This window comes from Thiohalophilus sp. (genome assembly GCF_046483665.1).
GTDB lineage: Bacteria > Pseudomonadota > Gammaproteobacteria > UBA6429 > Thiohalophilaceae > Thiohalophilus.
This window is the reverse complement of record NZ_JAWOCR010000062.1, coordinates 1-15,931: the sequence shown is the minus strand read 5'-3', so window position 1 is coordinate 15,931 and position 15,931 is coordinate 1. Positions and strand designations below refer to the sequence as shown.

Below are 15,931 nucleotides of genomic sequence, written 5' to 3'. Positions count from 1 at the left end.
GGGCGTCACACGCCGTTCTTCAACGGGTATCGTCCGCAGTTTTACTTCCGGACCACGGATGTCACCGGCGCCTGTGACCTGCCCGAGGGCATAGAGATGGTCATGCCGGGTGACAACGTGCAGATGACCGTGAGCCTGATTGCCCCGATTGCGATGGAAGAAGGCCTGCGCTTTGCGATTCGCGAAGGCGGCCGGACCGTCGGCGCCGGTGTGGTATCGAAGATTATTGAATAAAAGGGACAAAGGGCCGAGGGCCGAGTGACGAGGAAATCGATGAGCGCACCCGATGTGTGCTCACGGTTTTGTTTACCTCGTCACTCGTCCCTCGTTACTCGTCCCTCAGTTTAGGCCAGTAGCTCAATTGGCAGAGCGGCGGTCTCCAAAACCGCAGGTTGGGGGTTCGATTCCCTCCTGGCCTGCCAAACATGCGGTAATTTGCCTGTGGGCGGATTACCGAAGTTAACAGGACAACAATGGCAGACAAGATCAAGCTGATATTCGCCGTATTATTGGTAATCGCGGGCATTGCCGGTTTTTACCATTTTGCGGATGAAGCGCTGTTGTATCGCGTGCTCGGCTTGTTAGCGGTCGTGGGTGTCGCCGTGGCAATGGCGGCCACCTCTCAACCGGGTATCAATGCCTGGAATTTTGGTCGCAGTGCAGTGCTGGAGGCACGCAAGTCTGTCTGGCCGTCACGACGTGAGACTATGCAGACCACATTGATGGTGATCGTTATGGTTGCCTTGATCGGGATTGTGCTGTGGTTATTTGACATGTTTTTGCTGTGGGCGGTGAAACTCATCACTGGTCAGGGAGGCTGAGTAGATGGCATTACGTTGGTACGTCGTCCACGCCTATTCCGGTTTTGAGGCGCAGGTCAAGCGCTCGCTGGAAGAGCGCATCAAGCTCAATGGCATGGAAGACAAGTTCGGACAAATACTGGTGCCGACTGAAGAGGTGATCGAAATGCGCGACGGGCAAAAGCGCAAAAGCGATCGCAAATTCTTCCCGGGCTATGTACTGGTACAGATGGAAATGGATGACGCCACCTGGCACCTGGTCAAGGATACGCCCCGGGTAATGGGTTTTATCGGCGGTACCAGCGACAAGCCGGCGCCGATCAGTGAAAAAGAGGCCCAGTCGATCCTGGAGCGAGTGCAGGAAGGTGCCGAACGTCCCCGGCCCAAGGTTCTGTTTGAGGCGGGGGAAGTGGTCCGCATCAACGATGGACCGTTCAACGATTTCAATGGGGTCGTTGAAGAAGTGGATTATGAAAAGAACCGTCTGCGGGTGGAAGTGTCGATCTTCGGCCGTTCCACACCAGTCGATCTGGACTTCAGTCAGGTCGAGAAGAGCTAAAAGCTCTTCCCGACCTGACTGAAGTCAGGCGCTAGGTACTAGGTACTAGGGGCTAGGAATAAAGAGTGCGGCGCAGCCGCACACTGACTTTTCTAGCAACTAGCCCCTGGCCCCCTAGAAACTGAAAATCGGGGAGCCCCAGTAGCTACAGGCGAAACGGCGTTTGAACCCAAAGCGAGGAAGTTATGGCCAAGAAAATCGAAGCATATATCAAGCTGCAGGTGCCGGCCCAGGAAGCGAATCCGTCGCCGCCCGTCGGTCCCGCGCTGGGTCAGCATGGTGTCAACATCATGGAATTCTGCAAGGCGTTTAACGCCCAGACCCAGGAAACCGAGAAAGGATTGCCGATTCCGGTGGTCATCACCGTGTATAACGATCGCAGCTTCACCTTCATCATGAAGACGCCACCAGCGTCGATCCTGCTGAAAAAGGCCCTCGGTGTCCAGAGTGGTTCCGGGGAACCCAACCGTACCAAAGTGGGCACGGTAACTCGCGAGCAGCTCGAAGAGATCGCCCGCAGTAAAGATCCCGATCTGACCGCTGCTGATATGGACGCCGCGGTGCGCACCATTGCCGGTAGCGCGCGCAGCATGGGTATCGATGTGGAGGGTGTGTAAATGGCCAGGTTAAGTAAACGTCAAAAAGCGATTCGTGAAAAGGTCGATTCCACCAGGACCTATACAATCGACGAAGCCTTCGGTCTGCTGAAAGAGCTGCCGCGCGCCAAATTTGTCGAGTCCGTTGAGGTAGCGATTAACCTGGGCGTGGATCCGCGCAAATCCGATCAGGTTGTGCGTGGTGCTACCGTATTGCCACATGGTACCGGCAGAAGTGTCCGGGTGGCCGTGTTTGCCCAGGGCGATAACGCTGACAAGGCGAAAGCCGCCGGTGCCGATATTGTCGGTTTCGAGGATCTGGCCGAAGAAGTCAAACAGGGCAATATGGATTTCGACGTGGTGATAGCTACCCCGGATGCCATGCGTGTCGTTGGCCAGCTGGGTCAGATTCTGGGCCCGCGCGGTCTGATGCCCAATCCGAAGGTCGGTACCGTGACCCCCGATGTGGAAGGCGCGGTCAAAAATGCCAAGGCCGGTCAGGTCCGTTACCGGACTGACAAAGGCGGCATTATCCACTGTGCCATCGGTAATGTGGAGTTCGATAGCAATAATTTGAAGGAAAACCTGGAAGCCTTGCTGGCGGATTTGAAAAAGGCCAAGCCTTCTTCCGCCAAGGGACAGTACCTGAAGAAGGTCTCTGTCTCTACGACTATGGGCCCCGGGCTTTCCGTTGATCAGGCGTCGCTGGCGGTCTGATCGTTAACCGGCTTTGTGGCCGTTGCTATCGGGGTTGAATTTACTTCGTTCCCCGGAGCAGCGTCCATCAAAGACCGCGGGTGTCGTCTTTATACTTATACAGGACGGCTTAATGGAGTTTGCTCCGGCCTGCGCAGATGGTGTGCCCGAACAGATTCATTTCTGCCTTGGGTCACTAAAGGTGGAACGTTGTTTTTGACAGTGTTCCGTGTTCGTCCAACGACAGGCATGATGTCAGGCCTGTCAGAAACGGAGGTATGTTCGCGTGGCTCTCAGTCTGAAAGAAAAGAAAGCCATAGTGGCCGAAGTCGCTGAAGTCGCTGCGAATGCGCATTCCGCTGTTGTTGCGGAATATATTGGACTGGCGTCTAACGACATGAACAACCTGCGCGCTCAGGCGCGTACCGGTGGTGTTTATCTGCGTGTCGTTAAAAATACGCTGGCCAAGCGTGCATTGGAAGGGACGGACTTTGCCTGCATGAACGAAACACTCGTCGGCCCGATGATCCTGGCGTTTTCCCAGGAAGACCCGGGTGCTGCGGCGCGTGTTTTGAAAGAGTTCGCCAAAGGTAATGACAAACTGGTCGTCAAGGGCCTTTCCGTCAGCGGTCAACTGTTGCCTGCTACGGAACTGGACCGTCTGGCCAACCTGCCGACCAAGGATCAGGCTATCAGCATGCTGATGTCGGTTATGCAGGCTCCGGTTACCAAACTGGCGCGTACCCTTAACGAAGTGCCTGGCAAAATGGTCCGTACCGTCGCAGCTGTTCGTGACGCCAAACAGGCCTCTTGATATTTTAGTGATTAGGAGAAAGTAAAATGGCAGTTTCTAAAGATGAAATTCTGGAAACAATTTCCAGCATGACCGTAATGGAAGTCGTCGATCTGATCGAAGCGATGGAAGAGAAGTTCGGCGTTTCCGCTGCAGCCGCTGTTGCTGCTGCCCCGGCTGCTGCAGCCGGTGGTGAAGCCGCTGCTGAAGAAAAGGACGAATTCGATGTCGTCATGACCAGCTTCGGTGATAACAAGGTTTCTGTCATCAAGGCAGTCCGTGCTATTACCGGCCTGGGTCTGAAAGAAGCCAAGGAAATGGTGGAAGGCGCGCCTGCTACTGTGAAGGAAGCGGCTTCCAAAGACGACGCCGAAGAAATGAAGAAGCAGCTTGAAGAAGCCGGCGCACAGGTCGAGCTGAAATAAAAGCGGCTTGCTTCATGAAAAGATTGCGGGCCAGGGGCCCGCAGTCACAAAATGGTATAACCATTCCCGCAGCGGGCTGGTGGCCAATAGGCCACTGGCCTGCTGTGTATTCGTTGTTTAACGGCCAGAATATCGTTAACAACGGATCGCCGGGAATGCCAGTTTCGCGACTAACTGCTACGAGCAAGGTGACCAATGGCATACTCCTTCACTGATAAGAAACGGATTCGTAAAAACTTTGGTCGTCGTCCAACTATCCTGGAAGTCCCCTATCTTCTGGCCATGCAGACCGATTCCTATAAGGAATTTCTGCAGGCTGAAAAAACCGAAGATCAGCGCGACGACAAGGGATTGCATGCGGCGTTCAAATCGGTTTTCCCCATTGCCAGCTATTCTGGCAATGCGGCACTGGAGTATGTCAGCTACCGGCTGGGAACGCCGGCTTTTGATGTGAAAGAGTGTCAAATGCGTGGTGTAACCTATGCGGCTCCGCTGCGGGTCAAGGTTCGCCTGATTATCTATGACAAGGAAGCCAAGAATCCCACGGTCAAGGATATCCGCGAGCAGGAAGTCTATATGGGCGAAATTCCGCTCATGACCGAGACCGGAACCTTTGTTATTAATGGTACCGAGCGGGTTATTGTTTCCCAGCTGCATCGTTCGCCCGGCGTGTTTTTCGATCATGACAAAGGCAAGACCCATTCATCGGGTAAGCTGCTGTTCAACGCCCGGGTAATTCCGTACCGTGGTTCCTGGCTGGACTTTGAATTCGATCCCAAGGATTGTCTGTTTACCCGTATTGACCGTCGCCGCAAACTGCCGGTGACCGTATTGTTGCGCGCCCTGGGCTACAGCACCGAAGAAATGCTGGATATGTTCTTCGAGAAGAATACCTACCGTATTTCCCGGGAAGGCGGCTTTGAGCTGGATCTGGTTCCCGACAGGCTGCGCGGCGAGACGGCGACTTTCGATATCAAGATCAAGAACAAGGTTTTGGTGGAGGAAGGCCGCCGCATCACTCCGCGCCACATCCGTGAAATGGAAAAAGCGGGTCTCAAAAAGCTCGAGGTTCCCGAAGAGTACATGCACGACAAGGTGCTCGCGCATGATGTGATTAACAAGGACACCGGCGAGATCGTAGCGAAGGCCAACGACACGCTGATTCCCGAACGTCTGGAGCTGTTGCGCGAGGCCAGCGTTACCGAATTCCAGACCATTTTTACCAACGATCTGGATCACGGTCCGTATATCTCCAAGACCCTGGAAATCGATACGACTACCACTCAGCTTGAAGCCCAGGTGGAAATCTATCGCATGATGCGTCCGGGTGAGCCGCCGACCAAGGAAGCGGCCGAGAACCTGTTCAACAACCTGTTTTTCAGTGAGGATCGTTACGATCTTTCCGGCGTCGGGCGCATGAAATTCAACCGCCGTATCGGCCGCAAGGAAGTCACCGGCGAAGGCACCCTGTCCAAGGAAGACATCCTGGCCGTGATCCAGACCCTGATCAGCATCCGTGACGGCAAGGGTAACGTCGACGATATCGACCATCTGGGTAACCGCCGCATCCGGTCCGTTGGTGAAATGGCTGAAAACCAGTTCCGTGTCGGCCTGGTGCGTGTCGAGCGCGCGGTCAAGGAGCGGCTGTCCCTGGCTGAATCCGAGAACCTGATGCCGCAGGAGATGATCAACGCCAAGCCGGTCTCCGCTGCCATCAAGGAATTTTTTGGCTCCTCCCAGCTGTCCCAGTTTATGGATCAGAACAACCCGCTGTCAGAAGTGACGCACAAGCGGCGTATCTCCGCACTGGGTCCGGGCGGTCTGACCCGCGAACGTGCCGGTTTCGAGGTGCGCGACGTGCACCCGACCCATTACGGCCGGGTTTGCCCGATTGAAACACCGGAAGGGCCGAATATCGGTCTGATTAACTCGCTGGCCGTGTATGCACGGACCAACCAGTACGGTTTTCTGGAAACGCCGTATCGCCGGGTCAAGAACGGCAAGGTGACCGACGAGATCGAGTTCCTCTCGGCCATTGATGAAGGCGAATTTGTCATTGCCCAGGCCAACGCCGGACTGGATGCCAAGGGCAACCTGAGCGACGATCTGGTTTCCTGCCGACACCAGAATGAATTTGCCATGTCCACGCCGGACAAGGTCGATTTCATGGATATCTCGCCCAAGCAGATCGTCTCCGTGGCAGCAGCCCTGGTCCCGTTTCTTGAACATGACGACGCCAACCGCGCCCTGATGGGCGCGAACATGCAGCGTCAGGCTGTGCCAACCCTGCGCGCCGAAAAGCCGCTGGTAGGTACCGGTATCGAGCGGACAGTAGCGGTCGACTCCGGCGTGGCCGTGGTGGCCCGACGGGGCGGGATTGTTGATTCTGTGGACGCCGCCCGTGTGGTGGTCCGGGTCAATGACGAAGAGACCGTGGCCGGCGAATCCGGTGTGGATATCTACAACCTGACCAAGTACACCCGCTCCAACCAGAACACCTGTATCAACCAGCGGCCGCTGGTCAACGTCGGCGATGTCATTGCCTGCGGTGATGTACTGGCAGACGGCCCCTCGACCGATCTGGGCGAGCTGGCGCTGGGTCAGAATATGCTGGTCGCGTTCATGCCCTGGAACGGTTACAACTTCGAGGATTCGATCCTGATTTCCGAACGGGTGGTCCAGGAAGATCGCTACACGACCATCCATATCGAGGAACTGACCTGTGTCGCGCGTGACACCAAGCTCGGCTCCGAAGAGATTACCGGTGATATTCCCAACGTTGGCGAATCAGCGCTGGCCAAGCTGGACGAGGCGGGCATCGTCTATATCGGTGCCGAGGTTAAACCGGGTGATATCCTGGTTGGCAAGGTCACGCCCAAAGGGGAAACCCAGCTGACGCCGGAAGAAAAATTGCTGCGTGCTATTTTCGGTGAAAAGGCCTCCGACGTGAAGGACACCTCTTTGCGTGTGCCCTCCGGTATTGTCGGTACCGTCATCGACGTGCAGGTCTTCACCCGTGACGGGCTGGAGAAAGACTCCCGCGCCATTGCGATCGAGAATTCCGAGCTGGAGCGCATCCGCAAGGACTTCAACGATCAGCGTCGCATCATGGAAGACGACGCCTATAGCCGTGTTGAGAACATGCTGATCGGCAAAATTGCCGATGGCGGACCGAACAAGCTCAAAAGCGGCAGCAAACTGACCAAGGCTTACCTGGAAGAAGTGCCGCGGGAAAAATGGTTCGAAATTCGTTTGCGTAACGACGATGCCAATGCCCAGCTGGAAGCTATTGCCGCGCAGATCAAACAGCTGCGCAAGGACTTCGATGAGAAATTCGAAGAGAAAAAACGCAAGCTGACCACCGGTGATGATCTGGCTCCGGGCGTACTGAAGATGGTCAAGGTGCATCTGGCAGTTAAACGTCGCATGCAGCCGGGGGACAAGGTCGCCGGGCGTCACGGGAACAAGGGTGTTATCTCCATGATTCGTCCGGTTGAGGACATGCCCTTCAGTGCCGACGGCACCCCGGTCGATGTGGTTCTGAGTCCGCTGGGCGTTCCCTCACGGATGAACGTCGGACAGGTGCTCGAAACCCATCTGGGCTGGGCCGCCAAGGGCCTGGGTAAGAAACTGGGCAACATGCTCCAGGCCCAGGCCAAGGTTGCCGAGATTCGCAAACTGCTGGAAGACATCTACAACAAAAGTGATGGCCAAAAAGAAGATCTCAAATCGTTCAGCGATGAAGAGATTTTACGTCTGGCCACCAATCTCAAGTCCGGCGTGCCGATGGCGACACCGGTCTTCGATGGCGTCAACGAGGCGGAAATCAAACGCCTGCTGCGGCTGGCGGATCTGCCCGAAAGCGGCCAGGCCGAGCTGTATGACGGGCGAACCGGTGAGAAGTTCGATCGCCCCGTGACGGTCGGCTACATGTACATTCTGAAGCTGAACCACCTGGTCGACGACAAGATGCACGCCCGTTCGACCGGTCCGTACAGTCTGGTCACCCAGCAACCGCTGGGCGGCAAGGCCCAGTTCGGTGGTCAGCGCTTCGGTGAGATGGAGGTCTGGGCGCTGGAGGCCTACGGCGCAGCCTATACCTTGCAGGAAATGCTTACCGTCAAGTCCGACGACGTCAACGGCCGGACCAAGATGTACAAGAATATTGTCGACGGTGATCACCGTATGGAGCCGGGCATGCCGGAGTCCTTCAACGTATTGCTGAAGGAAATCCGCTCGCTTGGTATAGATATCGAACTCGAGCAAACGGACTAAATCCAGGGACGAGGGCCAGGGGACGAGTGACGAGGCCTGTTTTGTTGCCTCGTTACTCGGTCCTCGTAACTCGGAACTTTTTATTAGGAGTGGCAACGTGAAAGACCTACTCAAGATTCTGAAACAGCAGGGCCAGGCCGAAGACTTTGATGCAATCCGCATCGGTCTGGCGTCGCCGCAGAAAATCCGTTCCTGGTCTTATGGTGAGGTCAAGAAGCCGGAGACCATCAATTATCGGACTTTCAAGCCGGAGCGCGATGGCCTGTTCTGTGCCAAGATTTTCGGGCCGATTAAAGACTATGAATGCCTGTGCGGCAAGTACAAGCGGCTCAAGCACCGTGGTGTCATTTGTGAAAAATGCGGTATCGAGGTTACCCTGGCCAAGGTTCGCCGTGAGCGCATGGGGCATATTGAACTGGCCTCGCCGGTCGCACACATCTGGTTTCTGAAGTCCCTGCCCTCGCGCATGGGGCTGTTACTGGATATGACCCTGCGTGATATTGAGCGGGTGCTTTATTTCGAGGCTTTTGTCGTGGTTGAGCCCGGGATGACTACTCTGGAGCGCGGTCAGCTGCTGACTGACGAGGCCTATCTGGAAGCTATCGAAGAGTTTGGCGACGAGTTCGATGCCCGTATGGGCGCCGAGGCGGTCCAGTCATTGCTGGGCAATCTCAATCTGGAGCAGGAAGCTGACAAGGTGCGCGAAAACATGGGCGCCACCAAGTCCGAAACCAAGCTCAAGAAACTCGGCAAGCGCCTGAAGCTGATCGAAGCGTTTATGGAATCAGGCAACAAGCCGGAGTGGATGGTCATGACTGTGCTGCCGGTGTTGCCCCCGGAGCTGCGCCCGCTGGTGCCGCTGGAAGGCGGCCGCTTCGCAACCTCCGACCTGAACGATCTGTATCGTCGGGTAATTAATCGTAACAACCGATTGCGGCGACTACTTGACCTCAACGCACCCGATATCATCGTGCGCAATGAGAAACGCATGTTGCAGGAATCGGTCGACGCATTGCTGGATAACGGACGTCGCGGTCGCGCCATCACAGGTTCCAACAAGCGTCCCCTCAAATCCCTGGCCGACATGATCAAGGGCAAGCAGGGTCGTTTTCGCCAGAACCTGCTCGGCAAGCGCGTCGATTACTCCGGCCGTTCGGTTATTGTGGTCGGCCCGGCGCTGCGTCTGCACCAGTGTGGTTTGCCCAAGAAAATGGCTCTGGAGCTGTTTAAACCATTTATTTTCTCCAAACTGGAACGTCGCGGCCTGGCCACTACCATCAAGGCGGCCAAGAAAATGGTCGAGCGCGAAGGCCCGGAAGTGTGGGATATCCTCGAAGAGGTGATCCGCGAACATCCGGTGATGCTCAACCGTGCGCCGACTCTGCATCGTCTGGGTATCCAGGCGTTCGAACCGGTACTGATCGAAGGTAAAGCCATTCAGCTGCATCCGCTGGTCTGTACTGCCTTCAACGCCGACTTCGACGGTGACCAGATGGCCGTGCATGTGCCGCTGTCACTGGAAGCGCAGCTCGAAGCGCGTGCGTTGATGATGTCTTCCAACAACATTCTGTCACCGGCCAATGGCGAGCCGATCATCGTGCCCTCCCAGGACGTGGTACTCGGTCTGTACTGGATGACCCGCGAACGGGTCAACGCCCGGGGCGAGGGTATGGTCTTCTCCGATGTGAAGGAAGTCGACCGCGCCTATCACAGCGATGTGGTGGATCTGCAGGCCCGGGTCAAGGTGCGTATCCGTGAGCTAGGCTACGACGATGACGGCAATACCACTGAGAAAAAGTCCATCCAGGAAACGACCGTGGGTCGTGCCCTGCTGTATGAAATCGCGCCGCAGGGGATGGAGTTCAGCCTGTTCAACAAAGAGATGAAAAAGAAAGCCATCTCCGGATTGATCGATGCCTGCTATCGTAAGCTGGGTCTGAAGGCGACCGTCGTGTTTGCCGATCAGATCATGTACACCGGATTTGCCTATTCCACCAAGGCCGGGATTTCCTTTGGTGCCGATGATATGGAGATTCCCGAAGAGAAGGCGCAAATCCTGGGCGCCGCCGAAGAAGAGGTCAAGGAGATCGAAGGTCAGTATACCTCCGGTCTGGTGACCAACGGCGAGCGTTATAACAAGGTGGTGGATATCTGGTCACATACCAATGACCAGATCGCCAAAGCCATGATGGACAAGCTGGGGGTCGACGAGGTGACCGACAAGGAGGGCAATGTGGTTCGCCAGCCGTCGTTCAACTCCATCTTCATGATGGCCGACTCCGGGGCCCGGGGTAGCGCGGCGCAGATTCGCCAGCTGGCCGGCATGCGTGGCCTGATGGCCAAGCCGGACGGCTCCATCATCGAAACACCGATTACCGCCAACTTCCGCGAGGGGCTGTCGGTATTGCAGTACTTTATTTCCACCCACGGGGCGCGTAAGGGTCTGGCCGATACCGCACTGAAGACGGCCAACTCCGGTTATCTGACCCGTCGTCTGGTGGATGTTTCGCAGGACCTGGTCGTGGCCGGTGATGATTGTGGTACCCGCAACGGGATGCTGATCTCCTCGCTGATCGAAGGCGGCGATGTGGTCGAGCCCCTGCACGAGCGGGTACTGGGTCGGGTGACAGCGGAGGACGTGGAAGATGCCAGTGGCGACATTGTCATTCCCAATGGCACTCTGCTGGATGAACAGGGTGTGGCTACTCTCGAGTCGATGGGCATCGATCATATCCTGGTCCGCTCGCCCATTACCTGTGACAACCTGCACGGCGTGTGTGCCGTTTGCTACGGCCGCGATCTGGCCCGGGGGCACCTGGTCAACCAGGGTGAGTCGGTGGGTGTTATCGCCGCTCAGTCCATCGGTGAGCCGGGTACCCAGCTGACCATGCGGACCTTTCATATCGGTGGCGCGGCGAGTCGTTCCGCCGCGGTCAGTAACATCGAAATCAAGACCAAGGGCACGGTCCGTCTGCACAATATCAAGACCATTCAGCACGCCAGTGGTAACCAGGTCGCGGTCTCGCGCTCCGGGGAAATTACCGTACTGGATGAGAACAAGCGCGAGCGCGAGCGGTACAAGGTGCCTTACGGTGCGGTGATCTCCGTCACTGACGGGGCATCTGTCGAATCCGGTCAGATTGTCGCCAACTGGGATCCGCATACTCACCCGATTGTCACCGAAGTCGAGGGCCGGGTGAAATTCGTGGATATCATCGAAGGCGTGACAGTGCAGTCCGAAGTCGACGAGGTTACCGGTCTGTCCCGCCTGGTGGTCATGGATCCCAAGCAGCGTGGCAGCCAGGCCAAGGATCTGCGGCCGATGGTCAAGCTGGTCGACGAGGCCGGTAATGACATGAATATCGCCGGTACCGATTTGCCCGCGCATTACTATCTGCCGTCGGGCGCGATCATCGCCCTCAAGGACGGCGATGCCGTAAGTGTGGGCGATGCGATTGCGCGGATTCCGCAGGAATCCTCCAAGACCCGCGATATTACCGGGGGTCTGCCGCGTGTGGCCGATCTGTTCGAAGCGCGCAAGCCAAAAGAAGCGTCTATCCTGGCGGAAATTTCCGGTACGGTCAGCTTCGGCAAAGAAACCAAGGGCAAACAGCGCCTGGTTATTACCCCCAATGAGGGTAATGCCTATGAGGAGCTGATTCCCAAATGGCGTCACGTTACCGTGTTCGAAGGTGAGCACGTGGAGAAGGGAGAGGTAATTGCCGAAGGTGAACCCAATCCGCATGACATACTGCGTCTGCTCGGTGTCGAGGAACTGGCTCGTTACATTGTTAACGAAGTGCAGGACGTCTATCGCCTGCAGGGTGTGAAGATCAATGACAAGCACATTGAAGTGATCGTGCGCCAGATGCTGCGCAAGCTGGATATCACCTCGCCGGGCGATACCAGCTTCCTCAAGGGCGAGCAGGTGGAAAAATCGCGGGTTCTGGAAGAGAACGAGCGAATGCTGGAGGCAGAAAAACAGCCGGCCCTGTACGATCCGGTTCTGCTGGGCATCACCAAGGCCTCGCTGGCGACCGAGTCGTTCATTTCCGCAGCCTCCTTCCAGGAGACTACCCGGGTACTGACCGAGGCGGCCGTGACCGGCAAGATGGACGACCTGCGGGGTCTGAAGGAAAACGTTATCGTTGGCCGACTGATTCCGGCCGGGACCGGCATGGCGTTCCATCAGGAGCGGCGTCGCCAGCGCAAACAGGCCGAATCCGCTGAAGCGGCTCTGGCTGCGGCGGCCGCCGAGGTTCAACAAGCCTCCGAAGACGCCGAATCAGTCGATTCGCAGAGCTGATTCGATTTCGTCCGGCAATAACCATATAGACTGCATGGTCTAAAGGCCTGGCAATCCCGGTCTGCCTCAAAACAGGGGAAGATCGGGTACGATTCCGGGTCTCGGGGCGAAAAACCCCAAAAAATCGCGATTGGGGCGGGGATCCTGTTGACAGGAACCCCGCATCCCCATAAAATCTCGCGCCTCACGACAGGTCGGTACGCCGGCCTGTCGTTTATTTTCTGGACCAAGAAAGACAAAGACTTATGGCAACCATTAACCAGTTAGTACGTAAGCCGCGCAAACGCCGGCCCCAGAAGAGCAACGTCCCGGCACTGGAAGCGTGCCCGCAACGTCGCGGGGTCTGTACGCGCGTTTACACCACTACGCCGAAAAAACCGAACTCGGCGTTGCGTAAAGTGGCGCGTGTGCGCCTGACCAACGGGTATGAAGTCGCCAGCTACATCGGCGGCGAAGGCCACAACCTGCAGGAACACTCGGTCGTGCTGATTCGCGGCGGTCGTGTCAAGGATCTGCCGGGTGTGCGCTATCACACCGTACGTGGTTCGCTGGACACCGCTGGCGTCAACGACCGCAGACAGGGTCGTTCGAAGTACGGTGCCAAGCGACCCAAATCTTAAGTTTAATAACAGCCTGACAGGCTGATTCACTGACAACGCGGAACAGACGATGGCAAGAAGGCGACAAGCAGAAAAACGGGCAATTCTTCCGGATCCGAAATACAAATCCGAGCTGATTGCCAAGTTTATCAACATGTTGATGCTCGACGGCAAGAAATCGGTTGCCGAGAAGGTCGTGTACGGTGCGCTCGAAACGGTTTCGGGTAAAACCCGCTCCGATGCGATCGAAGCGCTGGAAAAAGCGCTGGATAATGTTCGCCCGATGGTCGAGGTTAAATCCCGGCGTGTCGGTGGTGCGACCTACCAGGTGCCGGTCGAAGTACGTCCGGCGCGGCGTAATGCCCTGGCCATGCGCTGGCTGGTTGAGGCGGCGCGCAAGCGTAGTGAAAAAGGCATGGGTGCACGACTGGCCGGTGAGTTGCTCGAGGCCGGCGAAAGCCGCGGTTCGGCAGTCAAGAAACGCGAAGACACCCATCGGATGGCGGAGGCGAACAAGGCGTTTGCTCACTACCGTTGGTAATTTGATACCGAGTTAAAGAGAGTGGCCCGCAAAACACCAATCGAGCGTTATCGCAATATCGGCATCATGGCGCACATCGATGCCGGCAAAACGACAACGACCGAGCGGATCCTCTTTTACACCGGTATTTCGCACAAGATAGGAGAAGTGCATGACGGCGCGGCCGTCATGGACTGGATGGAGCAGGAACAGGAGCGCGGTATCACGATTACGTCCGCCGCGACGACCTGCTTCTGGCAGGGCATGGACCAGCAGTATTCGCAGCACCGGATCAACATCATTGATACGCCGGGGCATGTGGACTTCACCATCGAGGTGGAGCGCTCGCTGCGAGTTCTGGACGGTGCCTGCGCGGTATTTTGTGCTGTCGGCGGGGTCGAGCCCCAGTCCGAAACGGTCTGGCGCCAGGCCAACAAGTACGAAGTGCCGCGCATGGCCTTCGTCAACAAGATGGATCGTGCCGGCGCGGACTTTTTGCGCGTCGTCGAGCAGATAAAAAAGCGTCTCGGCGCGAATGCGCTGCCGATTCAGTTGAATATCGGTGCCGAGGATAACTTCCAGGGTATCGTCGACCTGATTCGGATGAAGGCGATTTACTGGAATGAGGCCGATTTCGGGGCCACATACGAGCAGCGGGAGATTCCCGCCGAGCTTCAGGGCAAGGCGCAGGAACTGCGCGAGCAGATGGTGGAAGCCGCTGCCGAGGCCAGCGAAGCATTGATGGAAAGTTATCTCGAAAACGGCGACCTGAGCGACGACGAGATAAAACAGGGCCTGCGAGCCCGCACCCTGGCAAACGAAATTGTGCCTGTGTTGTGCGGTTCGGCCTTCAAGAACAAGGGTGTCCAGGCAATGCTGGATGCGGTAGTCGACTATATGCCCTCACCGATTGAGGTTAAAGCAATCAAGGGCGTACTGGACGATGGCAAGGAAACCGAAGCGCTGCGCAAGTCCGATGATGACGAACCGTTTGCTGCGCTGGCTTTCAAGATTGCCACCGACCCGTTTGTCGGCACTTTGACCTTTTTTCGGGTGTATTCCGGCGTCGTGAATACCGGCGATACGGTTTACAACCCGATCAAGGGTAAAAAAGAGCGAATTGGGCGCCTGGTGCAGATGCATTCCAATTCGCGCGAAGAATTGAAAGAAGTTCGCGCCGGCGATATTGCCGCAGCTGTCGGACTCAAGGACGTCACCACGGGTGAAACCCTGTGTGACCCGAAAAACGTGATAACGCTCGAGCGAATGGAATTTCCCGAGCCGGTCATTTCGGTGGCCATCGAGCCGAGAACCAAGGCCGACCAGGAAAAGATGGGGGTCGCCCTGTCGAAGCTGGCCCAGGAAGATCCCTCGTTTCGGGTACATACCGACGAGGAGTCGGGACAAACGATTATTTCCGGCATGGGCGAGCTGCACCTGGATATTATCGTCGACCGTATGAAGCGCGAGTTCAAGGTCGACGCCAATGTCGGTGCGCCCCAGGTGGCCTACCGCGAGACCCTGCGCAAGAAGGTCGAGCAGGAAGGCAAGTTTGTGCGCCAGTCGGGCGGTCGCGGTCAGTTCGGTCACGTCTGGCTGCGGATCGAGCCGCAGGAACAGGGCGCCGGGTATGAATTTGTGAACGAAATCGTCGGCGGGGTGATTCCCAAGGAATACATCCCCTCGGTGGATAAAGGAATTCAGGAACAGATGGATAACGGCGTTATCGCGGGTTTTCCGATGGTGGACGTCAAGGTCACATTGTTCGACGGCTCTTATCATGAGGTGGACTCGTCGGAAATGGCCTTCAAGATCGCCGGGTCCATGGGCTTCAGGGAAGGCGCCAGGAAGGCAAATCCGGCTTTGCTGGAACCCATGATGAAAGTGGAAGTGGTTACCCCGGAAGAATATATGGGGGATGTCATGGGCGACCTGAACCGCCGCCGCGGTATCGTGCAGGGCATGGAAGACGGCCCGACAGGCAAACTGATACATGCGGAGGTTCCGCTGGCAGAAATGTTCGGTTATGCAACCGATCTGCGTTCCGCGACCCAGGGGCGTGCCAGCTACAGCATGGAGTTCGCCAGCTACAGTGAAGCGCCTGCGAGTGTCGCAGACCAGGTAATTAAAAAAGCATCCTGATTCAATACATAAACAGAATTAGAGGGTAAGACGGTGTCCAAGGCAAAATTTGAACGTACGAAGCCGCATGTGAACGTGGGAACAATTGGTCATGTAGACCATGGCAAGACGACCCTGACGGCGGCGATCACCAAAGTGATGGGCGAGAAGTTCGGTGGAGAAAGCCGGGCCTACGACCAGATTGACAGCGCGCCGGAAGAAAAAGCGCGCGGCATCACTA

12 protein-coding genes, 1 tRNA gene and 1 pseudogene are annotated in these 15,931 nt (G+C 56.7%); all 14 read left to right on the top strand.

The window, feature by feature from the left end:
- A pseudogene (gene tuf, locus R6U90_RS12305) lies at positions 1-234 on the top strand (elongation factor Tu); the annotation flags it as partial.
- A gap of 112 nt (positions 235-346) precedes the next feature.
- Positions 347-422: transfer RNA gene (locus R6U90_RS12300), tRNA-Trp, on the top strand.
- Positions 423-473: 51 nt separating this feature from the next.
- On the top strand, positions 474-821 hold the full coding sequence (secE, locus tag R6U90_RS12295) for a preprotein translocase subunit SecE (RefSeq protein WP_410352989.1): 348 nt from the start codon (positions 474-476) through the stop codon (positions 819-821).
- Positions 822-825: 4 nt separating this feature from the next.
- A complete protein-coding gene (gene nusG / locus R6U90_RS12290) occupies positions 826-1,359 on the top strand; it encodes a transcription termination/antitermination protein NusG (RefSeq protein ID WP_410352988.1) in 534 nt (177 codons plus the stop codon).
- Between the two features lie 185 nt (positions 1,360-1,544).
- The gene (gene rplK / locus R6U90_RS12285; protein ID WP_410352987.1) at positions 1,545-1,976 is read left to right on the top strand and encodes a 50S ribosomal protein L11; all 432 of its coding nucleotides are present in this window, start codon (positions 1,545-1,547) and stop codon (positions 1,974-1,976) included.
- Entirely contained in the window at positions 1,977-2,672 is a 696-nt protein-coding gene (gene rplA / locus R6U90_RS12280; protein WP_410352986.1) for a 50S ribosomal protein L1, read from the top strand.
- 265 nt (positions 2,673-2,937) lie between these two features.
- Positions 2,938-3,465 carry a 50S ribosomal protein L10 gene (gene rplJ, locus R6U90_RS12275; RefSeq protein ID WP_410352985.1) on the top strand — a complete coding sequence of 176 codons (528 nt, stop codon included), beginning with the start codon at positions 2,938-2,940 and terminating at the stop codon, positions 3,463-3,465.
- Positions 3,466-3,491: 26 nt separating this feature from the next.
- The gene (gene rplL, locus R6U90_RS12270) at positions 3,492-3,869 is read left to right on the top strand and encodes a 50S ribosomal protein L7/L12 (protein ID WP_410352984.1); all 378 of its coding nucleotides are present in this window, start codon (positions 3,492-3,494) and stop codon (positions 3,867-3,869) included.
- A gap of 195 nt (positions 3,870-4,064) precedes the next feature.
- Complete coding sequence (rpoB, locus tag R6U90_RS12265; protein ID WP_410352983.1) at positions 4,065-8,144, top strand: DNA-directed RNA polymerase subunit beta; 4,080 nt, start codon at positions 4,065-4,067, stop codon at positions 8,142-8,144.
- A gap of 97 nt (positions 8,145-8,241) precedes the next feature.
- On the top strand, positions 8,242-12,450 hold the full coding sequence (gene rpoC / locus R6U90_RS12260; RefSeq protein ID WP_410352982.1) for a DNA-directed RNA polymerase subunit beta': 4,209 nt from the start codon (positions 8,242-8,244) through the stop codon (positions 12,448-12,450).
- Positions 12,451-12,695: 245 nt separating this feature from the next.
- Positions 12,696-13,070, top strand: a complete 375-nt coding sequence (rpsL, locus tag R6U90_RS12255; RefSeq protein WP_134085436.1) for a 30S ribosomal protein S12 — start codon at positions 12,696-12,698, stop codon at positions 13,068-13,070.
- Between the two features lie 49 nt (positions 13,071-13,119).
- A complete protein-coding gene (gene rpsG, locus R6U90_RS12250; RefSeq protein WP_410352981.1) occupies positions 13,120-13,590 on the top strand; it encodes a 30S ribosomal protein S7 in 471 nt (156 codons plus the stop codon).
- 21 nt (positions 13,591-13,611) lie between these two features.
- Positions 13,612-15,711: an elongation factor G gene (fusA, locus tag R6U90_RS12245; protein ID WP_410352980.1), complete on the top strand. Its 2,100-nt coding sequence runs from the start codon at positions 13,612-13,614 to the stop codon at positions 15,709-15,711.
- Positions 15,712-15,744: 33 nt separating this feature from the next.
- A partial coding sequence (locus R6U90_RS12240; RefSeq protein ID WP_410352979.1) for a GTP-binding protein occupies positions 15,745-15,931 on the top strand: 187 nt, incomplete at its 3' end.